Genomic DNA, 13162 nt, shown 5'->3' with positions numbered 1-13162 from the left:
TTCCCATGTCCGACGCCACGACCCATCTCCTGCTGCCCTACATTCTTGCGGCGCAGGCCCAGAAGCACGTCACCCACAACGAGGCGCTGCGGCTGCTCGACGGGCTCGTCCAGCTCTCGGTGCTCGACCGGGACCTGACCGCGCCGCCTGGTTCGCCCGCCGATGGCGACCGCTACATCGTCGGCTCCAGCGCGACGGGCGACTGGGCGGGCTGGGACCTGAACGTGGCGCTCTGGACGGACGGCGCGTGGCTGCGTCTGCCGCCGCGGAGCGGGTGGCGGGCGTGGGTCGAGGACGAGGGGCTGCTGCTCGTCTACGACGGCGCGAGCTGGGTCGGGACCACGCCTGCGGCGCTACAGAACATGGCACTGCTCGGGATCGGCACCACGGCTGACGCTTCGAACCCGTTCTCGGCCAAGCTGAACGCGGCGCTCTGGACCGCCAAGAGCGTCGCTGAGGGCGGCACCGGCGATCTGTTCTACACCATGAACAAGGAGGCGGCGGGCGACGATCTCGGGCTGACGCTGCAGACCGGCTTCGTGACCAAGGCGCTGGTCGGCCTCTTCGGGTCGGACCGCTTCCGGCTGGCGGTCTCGGCCGATGGCAGCACCTTCTTCGACGGGCTCAGCGTCGACAACGCCAACGGCATCGTAGACCAGCCCCGGCTGCCGCGCTTCAAGGCCTGGACCAACTACGACAACTACGTGGGCATCGGGACCTGGACGAAGATCGGCCTGAACAACACCGACTACAACGATCAGGGGGCGTTCGACGCCGCGAACAATCACTTCGTCGCCCCCGTGGACGGCACCTACTTCTTCGGCGCGACGCTGCTCTACAAGATCAATGCCAGCGCCACGGCCCGCATGCGCGGGCGGCTTGTGCTGAACGGCACGACCGAAATCCGCGGCTCCCTCGGCGAAATCTCCGCCACCCATGTCTCGCTCGCCACCGCGATCTGGCTGCAGACCATGGTCCCGCTCACAGCGGGCGATACCGTCGAGCTGCAGGGGTATTTCCGGGTCGCGGACGGCTACTTCGCGGCCGACCACACGTCCTTCTGGGGATGCAAGATCGGCTGAGCGGCGGAAGGAGGATCCCGATGACACCACCCCGATCCGAGGGCTTCGTGCGCATGCCGGACGCCGAGTTCGAGGCGATCCTGACGCGAGCGGCCGAGGAAGGCGCGAAGCGCGCGCTGGCTGATGTTGGCCTCGACGGCGACGAGGCCGCGCTCGACATCCGCGATCTGCGATCGCTGGTGGACTGCATCCGCCTGGTGCGCCGCACCGCCATGCAGACCGCCGTCCGCATGATCACCACCGGCGTGATGCTGGCGCTGCTCGCGGGCATCGCCATCAAGCTGAAGATCTTCGGCGGCAGCCCGTAGCCGCGCCCATTCAATTCATCGACCCAACCGCACCCGCCCTTGAGGCGGGTTTCTTCGTTTTGGAGGACCCCCATGACCAAGACTTTCTACCGCCACTGGCGCAACGTCCCGGAGAGCGCGTGGCGCTGGCCGAACTTCAGCCCGGCCGAGATCGCCTGCCGGGGCACCGGCAAGCTGCTTGTCAACGAGCCCGCCCTCGACAAGCTGCAGGCGCTTCGTGACCGGCTTGGCAAGCCGCTGATCGTGCGTTCCGCCTATCGCAGCCCCGAGCACAACCGCGCCGTCGGCGGCGCGACCCGGTCGAAGCATCTCGACGGCGCCGCCTTCGACATCGCCATGGCGAACCATGACCCGGTGGCGTTCGAGGCCGCAGCGCGCGAGTTCGGGTTCCTCGGCTTCGGGTTCTACCCGCGATCGGGGTTCATCCATATCGACCTCGGCCCCGCGCGGCAGTGGGGCGAGCGGTTCCCCGTTCGGCAGACAACCTTCGCGGCGGAAATCCCGCCCGCGCGGGAAGTTCTGGCGGACAGCCGCACCATGAAGGGTGGCGGGGCGGCTGGCGTGGCGACGTTGGGTGCTGCGGGCGTCGAGGTGGCGCAGAGCGTCCTGGCCGAGACCCAGACCGCCATCCTGCCGCTGGTGCCGTATCTCGACACCCTGCGCTGGGTGTTCATCGCCGTGGCGCTGGGCGGCATCGCGGTCACGATCTACGCGCGTCTCGACGACTGGCGCCGGGGGCAGCGGTGATCGCCGCGCTCCTCAGCGGGATCGTCGCGAGTCCGTGGATGCGGGCGGCGCTGCGCTACGGCGTCACCGCGTTCGCGATCCTTCTGTTCCTGCTGGCCCTGCGCCGTTCCGGCGAGCGCGCCGGCCGGCTGGCCGAGCAGCTCGAGACCACGGAGAGAAGCCATGATGCACAACGAAGGATGCTCGAGGCGGCGGCGCATCGCCCTCGGTCTCGTGACGATCTGGCTGAGCGGCTGCGCGACGGGCGCTTCTGACCTTGGCGGCGTCCGGGCGTGTCCGCCGGTCCCCGAGTATAGCAGTGATTTCCAAGCTCGGGCGGCCGAGGAACTGGCCCTGCTGCCGCATGGTTCGGTCATTGGCGAGATGCTGAGCGACTACGCCGTTATGCGGGAGCAGGCGCGCCTGTGTTCTCGTCCCTGATCAGAACCGGTGCATGTCCAGCTTCAAAGTCACGCGGCAGCGTAGCTGGTGAAGACTTCGGTCGATCCATCGCCTCGGATGAGGAACACGTCGTAGGCTTCGCGCTCGCTTTCCGGCCCCATCCCGGGGGACCCAAAGGGCATGTCCGGCACTGCGAGGCCAATAGCGTCAGGGCGTTCCCCCAGCAGACGGCGAATGTCGGCAACGGGCACGTGGCCCTCGATCATGTAGCCATCCACGCGACCCGTATGGCAGGAGACCATCTCCTGCGGGATCCCGTTGTCCAGCTTGTAGCGCATCAGAAGCGTTCCGGCGCTTGCCTCCGTCGTGACGACGAAGCCGTCGTTTTCGAGGATCTCGATCCAGGCCGAGCAGCAGCCGCAGTTGGGGTCCTTCATCACGTGGATCGCCGGTCCGGCACCTTGCGCCAGAGCCCTCAAGGGCGACGCAGCCACCAGCGCAGCTGCGCCGACCAGAAGCGTGCGGCGGGAAAAAGTGTCTTGGTTCATCTCATCTTCCTTTCGAGATTGCATGGGTGGACTGACAGGTCAGAGATCGACCCGCCTGAGCCGCAACGCATTGGTAATCACCGAGACCGACGACAGGCTCATCGCCGCCGCGGCGATCATCGGCGAGAGCAGAAGTCCGGTGACAGGGTAAAGCAGCCCGGCGGCGATGGGGACGCCAAGCGCGTTGTATGCGAAGGCGAAGAACAGGTTCTGCCTGATGTTGCGCAGGGTGGCGCGGGCGAGCTTGCGCGCCCGCACGATGCCCATCAGGTCGCCGCCCAACAGGGTGATGCCTGCGCTTTCCATCGCCACATCGGCCCCGGTGCCCATGGCGATGCCGACATCGGCCGCGGCCAGCGCGGGCGCGTCGTTCACCCCGTCGCCCGCCATGGCGATCTTGTGGCCGTCGCGGCGTAACTGGTCGATCAGGTCCTTCTTTGCCTCGGGCAGGATGCCCGCACGCACTTCATCGATGCCGAGCTTGCCCGCCACCGCCTGGGCCGTGCGCTCGTTGTCGCCGGTCGCCATGATGACCCGCAGACCCTGGGCATGAAGTTCCCTGATGGCTTGCGCGGTGCTGTCCTTGATCGGGTCGGCGACCGCCACGATGCCGACGAGCGCGCCATCAAGTGCGACGAACATCGCCGTCTTGCCCTCGGTGCGCAGGGTGTCGGCGTTTGCCTCGGCCTGCGCGGTGTCGAGCCCCATCTCCCGCATCATCGCCGCGTTGCCGAGCGCCACCGCGCGCCCACCGACGCGGCCCTGCACGCCCTTTCCGGTGACGGCGTCGAAGTCCGTGGCCTCCTGACGCGGCGCACCCTGCGCCTCGGCTCCCTCAACGATCGCCTCAGCCAGCGGGTGTTCCGAGCCGCGCTCCAGAGCTGCGGCCAGCGACAGCAGGTCTGTCTCGGCGGTGTCGCCAAGCGCCACAACGTCCGTCAGCTTCGGCTTGCCCATGGTCAGCGTGCCGGTCTTGTCGACGATGAGCGTATCGACACCCGCCATACGCTCCAGCGCCTCGGCGTCCTTGATCAGCACGCCCGCCTGTGCGCCGCGCCCCGCGGCCGTGGTGATGGAGATCGGCGTCGCAAGGCCAAGCGCGCATGGGCAGGCAATGATGAGGACGGACACTGCAGAGGCGATGGCAAAGACCAGCGCGGGTTCCGGCCCGAAGATCATCCAGACTATGAAGGCTATGATGGCGATGGCGACCACGGTTGGCACGAACACCGCCGACACGCGGTCGGCCAGACCCTGGATCGGTGCGCGCGAGCGGCGCGCGTTCGACACCATCGCCACGATCTGCGCCAGAACGGTGTCGGACCCGACCTTGCCCGCCTCGATCACCAAGGAACCGTTCTTGTTGATCGTGGCGCCGGTCACCGCATGGCCCGGGCCCTTTTCGACCGGCATGGACTCGCCGGTCAGCATGCTCTCGTCCAGCGAAGACCGACCCTCGATCACCGTCCCGTCCACAGGCACCGCATCGCCCGGGCGCACGCGCAGCCGGTCGCCCTCCATGATGTTCTCCAGCGGCGCGTCGTATTCGGTGCCGTCCGGCAGGATGCGCCGCGCCGTCTTGGGCGCCAGATCCAGAAGTGCGCGGATCGCGTCACCTGTGCGTTCGCGCGCTCGTAGTTCCAGCACCTGACCCACGAAGACCAGCGCGACGATCACCACCGCCGCCTCAAAATAGGTGCCGACGCCGTGGCCCATCCGGTACTGTTCGGGAAAGAGGCCCGGCAGGAACGTCGCGACGATCGAGTAAAGATAGGCCGCCGCCACGCCGATGCTGATCAGCGTCCACATGTTGGGGCTGCGGTTCACGATCGAGTCCCAGCCGCGCCGGAAGAACGGCAAGGCGGCCCAGAGGATGATCGGCGTGGCCAGCATGAATTCGAGATAGCTGGCGGTCTGATGCCCGATCCAGTCGCGCACCGGCAGCGCGACCAGTTCACCCATCGTCAGGATAATGAGCGGCACCGCCGCCGCGGCGGAAATCCACATCCGGCGGGTGAAGTCGGTCAACTCCTCGCTCGGCTCGTCCGAGGGAACCATCGGCTCCAGCGCCATGCCGCAGATCGGGCAGGACCCCGGCGCATCGCGAACGATTTCGGGATGCATCGGGCAGGTGTACTGGACGTTGGCCGGAGCAGCCTTCTTCTGCCCGGCAGCCCGGCCCGAGGCATAGAACCACGGATCCGCCTTGAACTTGGTCTGGCACTTCTCCGAGCAGAAATGAAAGGTCTCGCCCTGGAACGCGGCGTGACGCCCGTCCGTCTTGACCGCGACCGTCATCCCGCAGACCGGGTCCTTCGCCGTCTCTGTCCCCGCCGGGATATCGGGCGCCGCGTGTTGGTGATCATGCTCCATGTTTTGCCAGCCTTTCAGTATTTCGTTTCAGCTTGCAGCCTCCAGCCGTTGGAAGCTCAAGCTCTTTCATTGGTGGTCGTGAGCATCTTCCGGGGCGGGATTGCGTGCGAGGAAGATCCCGACAAACAGGAACACCAGCGCCATGCCGATCGCACCCAGGACGACGATCAAGGGGTCGGACTGCCACTTCATCCCGGCAAAGGCGGCTAGGACCACGGCATCAAGTGCGATTGCCGTCAGCAACACCCAGCCCCGAGCGCCGATTTCTTCGCGCAGATGCCGGAACACGCCGAAATGGATGATCATGTCCATCACCAGATAGAAGAAGGCCCCGAGCGAGGCGATGCGGCTGAGGTCGAAGAAGACCGTCAGGAAGCCTGCGATCACGACGGTGTAGACGAGTGTGTGGTCCTTGATCGTGCCTGGCATCCCGAAATGGCTGTGCGGGATCATCTTCATGTCCGTCAGCATCGCCAGCATCCGCGAGACCGCGAACACGCTGGCGATCAGACCTGACGCCGTGGCCACCAGCGCCAGCGCCACCGTCAGGTAGAAGCCGGTCTGACCGAGGGAGGGCTGGGCCGCTTCGGCCAACGCGTAGTCCTTCGCCGCCACGATACGGTCGAGCGGCAGGCTGGAGCCGACCGCGAAGGCCACCAGCAGATAGACGACGACGCAGATGGCAATCGACCAGATGATGGCCCGGCCCACATTGCGGTGCGGGTCGGTGACCTCTGCGCCGCTGTTGGTGATGGTGGTGAAGCCCTTGAAGGCCAGGATCGACAGCGCAACCGACGCCACGAAGCCGGTGGCGCCCATGTCTCCACCCGTCGCCTCGAACGAGATGCCGCTCGCCCAGAGGCCGGCTGCCCCGAACAGCGCGATGCCGCCCACCTTGAGTACGGCCATGACGATGGAGAACAGCCCGACGGACCGGTTGCCCGATACGTTCACGAGCCAGGCGAAGACGATCAGCCCGACGCCGAGGATTGGGACGAGAACGCTGTCCGGATCACCGCCGAAGGCTCGCAGGGTGTAGGTTCCGAAGGTGCGCGCGACGAGGCTTTCGTTGATGACCATCGATAGCGCCATCAGGAGAGCGGCGCCCGCCGCGACCGTCGTTGGTCCGTAGGCTTTCTTCAGGATCATCCCGATGCCGCCCGCTGACGGATACGCGTTCGACATCTTGATGTAGGTGTAGGCGCTGAACGCGGTCACGATGGCGCCGACGACGAACGAGAGCGGGAAGAGCGGTCCGGCAAGTTCGGCGATCTGTCCGGTCAGCGCGAAGATGCCCGCGCCGATCATCACGCCGGTTCCCATGGCCACTGCGCCCGGCAGGGTAATGCTGTTCTTCTCGTAATCGCTTTTCGTCATGGATTTTCCTTTTCAGGCTTTTGCCGCAGCGCCACCCAGAGCAGCGGCAGCCCCGTCACAAGCCCGAGTCCGAGCACCGCCCATGTCGCGCGCCCGAGGTCTCCGCTAACCGCCTCACCGCCGAAATGTGCCAGCAGGAAGCTTGCCGGGATGATCCCCGCCAATGTTGCGAGGGCGAAAAGCCAGGCGTGCAATCGGCTCAGTCCGGCCGCGTAGCTGATCATGTCGAAGGACACGAAGGGCATCAGGCGGCTGGCAAAAACCGTCGCCGTCAACGCGGTCTGCGAGCCGAGAAGCCCGGCATCGACGCGATCACCGAACACCCGCCGCAAGACATCATGCCCCAGAACCCGTGCGAGACCGAAGGCGATCAGCGCCCCGAGCTCGGCGCCGATGACGACCTGCACGGTCCCCCAGAGATGTCCGTAGGCCGCTCCGGCCGCCAGTGCGATCGGCGCGCTCGGGATGGGGCTGGCCACGACCGCAAGGGTCATAAGCGTGACGATCAGGACCGGCCCCCAGAGACCGGCGCGCGCCACCAGCATTTCCAGACGCTCGACGTCCAGAAGGCTGCGCGCCTCGGCGAATACCGAGGGCGCGAACTGCCAGACAGCGAGCAGTCCGATCCCGAGGATCGCAAGGCCCGTGAGGATGGCGGCGCGCAGGCTCATCTCAGATCGCCTCGACGGCTTTCGCCAGCAGGTCGCGCACCTCGCCTGCCACGGCCGTCACCTCGGCGTTCTCGATCGCCTGCATCGACGCCACAGGATCGATAGCGCTGACCTCGACGCCGTCCTCGACTTCGCGCAAGATGACGTTGCAGGGCAGCATCGCGCCCACCCTAGGCTCGATCCCGATCGCCTGATGTGCCATCTTGGGGTTGCAGGCACCGAGGATGCGATAGGCCGGCATCTCGACATCCAACTTCTTTTTCATCGTCGCCTTGACGTCGATTTCGGTCAGGATGCCGAAACCGTTGTCGGTCAACGCAGCACGGGTGCGGGCCTCGACGGCGTCAAATTCTGCGTCCGCAATCAGGCGGTTGATCGTGTAGTCCATTGTCGTTCCTTTCGGTTCATCACTTCAACTCCAGCAGCGGAATCTGCTCTCCACCAGGCTGTGGCGTCATTCAATTTCGGCGCGGGGCGTGCCCGCAGGTGCCTCGCCATTCGCCTCGATGTCTGCGATGTAGCTCTTCATTTCAGCAATTTCGCTGAGCTGTGCCTCGATGATTGCATCTGCCAGTGCCCGAACCCTAGGATCTGAGATATTGGCGCGCTCGCTGGTCAGGATGGCGATGGAATGGTGTGGGATCATCGCCCGCATCCAGGCGAGGTCGTCGACCGTCTCCTGGCTGCGGACAAGCCACAGCGACAGGGCGAAGGCTGCGGCAGCGCCCGCGAAGATCGCGAAATTGACCTTCTTGTTGGAATACATGCCCAGCATGAAAGCTAGCATGATGATTGCCATCACCGCGCCCATATAGATCGCCATCCACATCCGCGTCTGCGAGAAGAAGATGTGGTCGAGCGCGTAGGTGTTCAGATACATCAATCCAAACATCACGACCGTCGAAGTCGCAATCATTGCAAAGAAACGTCCGTAGTTCATATTTCAGCTCCTGAACGAATGTTGCTGCAAGTTAAGCGCATTCAGCAAAGCAACAATGCCCTTGGCTTTTCAGGTAAGGGAAAGCCCTCACTTGCGCAGATATTTTACCAGCGCGGCAATCACGAGACCGACCAGCACAAGGATGACGACCATCCAGAACCAACCGAAGCCCATTCCCCAACCCATCATCGAGCCCGTGTTGTCGCCGTTCATCATTTCATACTCCGTGTTTTTCAGCCCTGGGATGGGCTTCGTAACTGACCCTAGCGACAACAAGGGGCAGGACGTCGGGGCGATCGGTCCGAGCGCCCCGACTAAGTCAGACCGAAGCAGTGACCGCGAACTCGGTCATCATGCCCGAGGCGAGGTGCGGCATGTGGTGACAGTGCAGCATCCAGCGGGCGGCTTCGCCTGCATCGAGCGCGACGTCGACCCTGGACATCGGCGGCACATGAACCGTGTCGCGCAGCGCACCGGCAACGCGTCGCCCGTTCAACCCGACGACCTGGAACACATGGCCGTGCAGATGCATCGGGTGGGCCATCATCGACATGTTGTGGAACGACAGTACGACGCGCTCGCCGCTGCGAGCGGTGATCGGCTGGTGCTGGCCCCAGACAGCCCCGTTGATCGTCCAGAGATAGGGCTGCATCGAACCGCCCAGCATAAGCATCTGGCTGCGATCCACCGGCCGGTCCGGCAGGGCATTCAGCGCGACCAGGCGCGCCTCCTGCGCCAGATCGGTGTCGAAAGCGGGCGCTTCAGACTCCGCCACGGCATCGAGGCGCTGGACCTCGGCGCCCTGCGTGGCGAGGATGAGCCCGGTGCGCTCCCGCGCCCCTTCGCGTAGCGCAATGATCGGCCAGGCGCCGCCCTCGTTCGGCAGGTCGATCTCGATGTCCAGCCGCTGGCCCATCGCCAGCCCAAACCGCGAGCCCGCGATAGGCTGGACGGCGTGCCCGTCCACCGCGACCAGCCGCGCCTCGGCCGCCCCGGTGTCGATCCAGAACACCGTCGCCGCTGCGGCGTTGATGACCCGGAGCCGGATACGCCCGCCGCGCTCGACCCGCACTACCTCCGGGTCCGACAGTGTCCGGTCGTTGGCGAGATAGGCATCCCAATTATAGTCGTTCAGGTCCATGGCCATACCGCCCATGTCCATCATCCCGCCCATTCCTGGCATATTGCCCATCGCCATGCCGCCCATGGCACCGTGCCCCATACCGCCATGACCCATGCCCGGCATCCCGCCCAAGCCCTCCATGGGCACGCCCTGCCTGGGGCTCGCTTCAGCGGCGGCGGCATGACCTGCGCCGTACCCGCCGCTGATCTCCGCCAGAACCTCTTCGGGAGACTTGAACGAGAAGTCGTGCAGGAACATCACGACCTCCTGCCGGTCTGCTGCCAAATCCTCCTGCGTGCGCACAATCAGCGGTGCGGCAAGCAGTTGCATCTCCTGGATCGGCACGTGGCTGTGCATCCAGTGGGTGCCCGGCCGTGCCTCGAAGTCGTAGGATCGGGTCTCACCCGGGGCGAGAAGGGGCATCGGCATGTCTGGCACGCCGTCCTGCGCATTGGGCGGGATCTGGCCGTGCCAGTGGATGATCGTCGCGACGTCGAGATCGTTTTTCAGGTCGACCCGGAACATCTGGCCGGGATCGAGCACGAGGCCTTGGCCGCCGGGACCGGCAAGGCCGAACACGGTGGCCGCGCGCCCGTTGATGTCGAGAGTACGGGTTGCGGCGGACAGGGTGACAGGGGAGTCCGTCTGCGCGAAAGCAAGACGGGGCATCTGTGCAGCGGCAATGGCGCCAGCACTTGCGGCGAGAAAGCCGCGTCGCGAAAGGGTATACATGGTCGTCTCCTCGGGACATCCGTCCCGTTCATCAACACCGATGGGACGCCGCAGGCGTCTGCCCGGGCGCGCTCAGAGGAGACTGAGTTTGGGAGGTCGCTCGTTCAGTCCGGGCGAACTGCTGACATGGCTGGGCTCGGACGGAAGATCGTGGCTGGCAGGCCCGAACGCGTGGCCGGTTTCAGCACCCGGCATCGTCAGAACGACCGACAGGCCCGCGCAGACGAACTCGCACATTCCGGCGTCCGCCGATCCACAATGCTGGCCGCCGTCGCAGGACGGATGACCGTCGGTCGACGCGTGCATCATCTCGCCCGCATGGACCGCGTGATCCACCTGCATGCCAACCATGCGCGCCGCATGCGCTGCGCTGACCGTGGTGACAACGGCGATCGCGAGTATGGCAAGGATGCTGATGAGACGCGCAAGCATGGCCGAAAGATAGGCGCTGCTCACGAGAATGTCCATTGTGCGAAGCGGGGCGTCTCAGGCAGAACGTCAACTCGGCGTGAAGTGAAGACGCCCTACTAATCAACGGACATCAGCGTTTTGCCAAAGGGCCTCCCCAATACTTTCTGGATCGGACTGTTTGCCGGAGTGTTGATCCTCGCGATCTTCGCTGGATTGCAGTACACCCGTACTGCGTCCACCGCAGCGGCATCCGAGGAAGACATTTCTCAAGGTCGGCAGGTCTATGTCGATCAGTGCGCCGCCTGCCACGGCGCGGATCTGGTGGGCCAGCCCGACTGGCGCTCGCCGCTTCCGTCCGGACGGTTGCCTGCGCCGCCGCATGATGCCAGCGGCCACACCTGGCACCATCCCGACGATGTGCTATTCCGCATCGTAAAGGAAGGCACGGCCGCCATCGTCGGCGGCGGCTACGAGAGCGACATGCCAGGCTTCGGAGACGTGCTGAGCGATGCGGAAATTCGGACCGTTCTTGCTTACATCAAGAGCACCTGGCCGGAGCGTGAACGGAGCTACCAGGAGAGCGTGTCGCAACCACGTTGAGCGCTGATGGTGCCTTCGGGATGTGGAACTTCGCTGCAGCCCCGTGCGACCGGCAGCTCAGCTTTCCGAGGCCCGCCCGGCGGCAGTTGAGGCCGCCGGACAGAAGCGGCATATTTGGATCGGCATGATGGGGAAACTTTTGGGAGCGGTGTTCGTGGGATTATTCATGGCTTACCTCGCGTTTGAAGCGCGCCTGATCTTGGCGCAGCCTCGGGTTTTCCCTCGATGAACAATCCGGGATCCAGTTCATCGGATCGAGTTCAGGACCGCACGGACCGGCTCAACAAGAACTGCTTCTGCGTTACACTGGATGTTCCGTCTCTGCGCGAAGCGATGGAGCAGGAAGCCGGAGAGCCGGCGTTCTTCGAGACGTTCATCCGCCCCAAGGCCCACCTGTTCTCACATGTGCCAGTGTTCCTTTCGGCCACCACCGTGGACGAGATGCGCGCGATCGCAGTGGCTGTGGAGACCACCGCCCAACTCGCGGCATACAAAGCCGCGGTCCTCTCCTGGGCGCCGGAAATCGCGCGGGCGGATCACGGTCCACTCGGGGCCTTGATGGGCTACGACTTTCATCTTGGCGAAGACGGCCCCCGGTTGATCGAAATCAATACCAACGCCGGCGGCGCGTTTCTCAATGCCTTCCTTGCAAGGGCGCAGCGCGCGTGCTGCGCCGAAATGGATATCCCCGCTACGTCACAAAGCTTTGAGGATGCGGTCATTGGCATGTTCCAAGAGGAATGGCTTCGGCAGCGGGGAACGGGCGCGCCAAAGTGCATCGCCATCGTCGATGACGGCCCGCTGGAACAGTACCTTTATCCCGAGTTCGTGCTCGCGCGGCAAGTTATGGCGGCACGAGGCATCGACGCGGTCATCGCCGACGCCGGTCACCTTCGCTACGACGATGGTCATCTCAGCGTCGGTGGAAAGAAAATCGATCTCGTTTACAACCGGGTCACCGATTTCGCCTTCAATCAGCCCCAGCACAAGGCGTTGCAGGAAGCCTACCGGGATGGCGCGGTTGTCGTGACGCCGAATCCGCACAACCACGCACTCCTTGCCGACAAGCGCAACCTTTCGCTTCTTTCGAATTCCGCGACGCTTGAGGCATGGGGTGTCGATCCCGAGATTCGGGCCGGACTTGCAGCCGTTCCACGCACCGTCCTTGTCAATCCAGACAACGCTGATGCACTTTGGAAATCCCGCAAGGACCTGTTCTTCAAGCCGACCGGGGGTCATGGCGGTAAGGCGGTATATCGTGGCGACAAGCTGACGAAAGGCGTCTGGGCGGAAATCGCGGGAGGCGGATACATTGCTCAGACGCTGGTCCGCCCCAGCGAGCGCATGATCAAGATCGACGAGACACCCCAGACGCGCAAAATGGACGTGCGATTGTATACGTATGATGGAAAGGTGCTTCTGGTGGCTGCGCGTCTCTATCAAGGTCAGACCACGAACTTCAGGACACCTGGGGGCGGTTTTGCGCCGGTGTTCATGATCTGAAGCGTGAACTGGCGGGCTCTGGCCCAAATGAATCAATGGCTTAAGGTGGAGAAGGTTGGATATCAGGCCCATTCCCTCCGCCACTTGCCCCCGCGAAAGCGTTCTCCCGATCCGGCTGCCGCCGGATTTTTCCGTTGTTTTCGTGGGTTATGCGAGATGGGCTGAGCACCGGCATGGGTGCCGGGAGGCCCGGAAACGGTCTCTCAGGGCCGATATTCTCCGGACCTGTTGACTGCGCGGATTTGGTGAATTCTTCTCATCATATTGATTTTAATTGAAAAACCGTCGGTGCGAGCTGAACACTTCGATGCCGGTGGCGCGGTCGGTTACGCGACCCGGATCAAACCTTCGCCAATCACCGCAGCT

15 protein-coding genes are annotated in these 13162 nt (G+C 64.6%); 6 read left to right on the top strand and 9 right to left on the bottom strand.

Going from position 1 to position 13162, the window contains the following annotated elements:
• Nucleotides 1-5: 5 nt before the first annotated feature.
• From ACZ1HC_RS04600 to ACZ1HC_RS04585, 4 genes are all read left to right on the top strand, one after another.
• Complete coding sequence (locus tag ACZ1HC_RS04600) at nucleotides 6-1082, top strand: DUF2793 domain-containing protein (protein WP_472698950.1); 1077 nt, start codon at nucleotides 6-8, stop codon at nucleotides 1080-1082.
• 20 nt (nucleotides 1083-1102) lie between these two features.
• Nucleotides 1103-1390, top strand: a complete 288-nt coding sequence (locus ACZ1HC_RS04595; RefSeq protein ID WP_085378178.1) for a DUF6127 family protein — start codon at nucleotides 1103-1105, stop codon at nucleotides 1388-1390.
• 72 nt (nucleotides 1391-1462) lie between these two features.
• Entirely contained in the window at nucleotides 1463-2137 is a 675-nt protein-coding gene (locus ACZ1HC_RS04590) for a YcbK family protein (RefSeq protein WP_472698949.1), read from the top strand.
• A complete protein-coding gene (locus tag ACZ1HC_RS04585; RefSeq protein ID WP_472698948.1) occupies nucleotides 2134-2391 on the top strand; it encodes a hypothetical protein in 258 nt (85 codons plus the stop codon). The genes ACZ1HC_RS04590 and ACZ1HC_RS04585 overlap by 4 nt, the downstream gene beginning before the upstream one ends.
• Nucleotides 2392-2586: 195 nt before the next feature.
• Here the strand turns inward: ACZ1HC_RS04585 and ACZ1HC_RS04580 are convergent, their stop codons facing one another.
• From ACZ1HC_RS04580 to ACZ1HC_RS04540, 9 genes are all read right to left on the bottom strand, one after another.
• Nucleotides 2587-3066, bottom strand: coding sequence for a DUF411 domain-containing protein (locus tag ACZ1HC_RS04580; RefSeq protein WP_472698947.1), 480 nt, complete (start codon nucleotides 3064-3066; stop codon nucleotides 2587-2589).
• Between the two features lie 39 nt (nucleotides 3067-3105).
• Nucleotides 3106-5439 (bottom strand): heavy metal translocating P-type ATPase, encoded by a 2334-nt coding sequence (locus ACZ1HC_RS04575; protein WP_472698946.1) that lies wholly within the window; start codon nucleotides 5437-5439, stop codon nucleotides 3106-3108.
• Between the two features lie 66 nt (nucleotides 5440-5505).
• Nucleotides 5506-6816: an APC family permease gene (locus tag ACZ1HC_RS04570; protein ID WP_472698945.1), complete on the bottom strand. Its 1311-nt coding sequence runs from the start codon at nucleotides 6814-6816 to the stop codon at nucleotides 5506-5508.
• Nucleotides 6813-7487 (bottom strand): TVP38/TMEM64 family protein, encoded by a 675-nt coding sequence (locus ACZ1HC_RS04565; RefSeq protein WP_140197618.1) that lies wholly within the window; start codon nucleotides 7485-7487, stop codon nucleotides 6813-6815. Before ACZ1HC_RS04565 ends, ACZ1HC_RS04570 begins: the two co-directional genes overlap by 4 nt.
• A 1-nt stretch (nucleotide 7488) precedes the next feature.
• On the bottom strand, nucleotides 7489-7875 hold the full coding sequence (locus ACZ1HC_RS04560) for a DUF302 domain-containing protein (RefSeq protein WP_472698944.1): 387 nt from the start codon (nucleotides 7873-7875) through the stop codon (nucleotides 7489-7491).
• 66 nt (nucleotides 7876-7941) lie between these two features.
• On the bottom strand, nucleotides 7942-8427 hold the full coding sequence (locus ACZ1HC_RS04555) for a DUF305 domain-containing protein (protein ID WP_105514051.1): 486 nt from the start codon (nucleotides 8425-8427) through the stop codon (nucleotides 7942-7944).
• Nucleotides 8428-8514: 87 nt separating this feature from the next.
• Nucleotides 8515-8643 (bottom strand): hypothetical protein, encoded by a 129-nt coding sequence (locus ACZ1HC_RS04550; protein ID WP_269802031.1) that lies wholly within the window; start codon nucleotides 8641-8643, stop codon nucleotides 8515-8517.
• Between the two features lie 103 nt (nucleotides 8644-8746).
• Complete coding sequence (locus tag ACZ1HC_RS04545; RefSeq protein WP_275103815.1) at nucleotides 8747-10282, bottom strand: multicopper oxidase family protein; 1536 nt, start codon at nucleotides 10280-10282, stop codon at nucleotides 8747-8749.
• A gap of 72 nt (nucleotides 10283-10354) precedes the next feature.
• Nucleotides 10355-10738, bottom strand: coding sequence for a hypothetical protein (locus ACZ1HC_RS04540; RefSeq protein WP_245884992.1), 384 nt, complete (start codon nucleotides 10736-10738; stop codon nucleotides 10355-10357).
• 144 nt (nucleotides 10739-10882) lie between these two features.
• Here ACZ1HC_RS04540 and ACZ1HC_RS04535 point away from each other — a divergent pair, with 144 nt between their 5' ends.
• Nucleotides 10883-11293 carry a c-type cytochrome gene (locus ACZ1HC_RS04535; protein ID WP_411969835.1) on the top strand — a complete coding sequence of 137 codons (411 nt, stop codon included), beginning with the start codon at nucleotides 10883-10885 and terminating at the stop codon, nucleotides 11291-11293.
• 225 nt (nucleotides 11294-11518) lie between these two features.
• Nucleotides 11519-12796, top strand: a complete 1278-nt coding sequence (locus ACZ1HC_RS04530; RefSeq protein ID WP_472698943.1) for an ATP-grasp domain-containing protein — start codon at nucleotides 11519-11521, stop codon at nucleotides 12794-12796.
• Nucleotides 12797-13162: the final 366 nt, after the last annotated feature.

This window comes from Paracoccus sp. BR5-17 (assembly GCF_055693925.1).
This window is presented reverse-complemented; position numbering and strand designations above follow the sequence as displayed.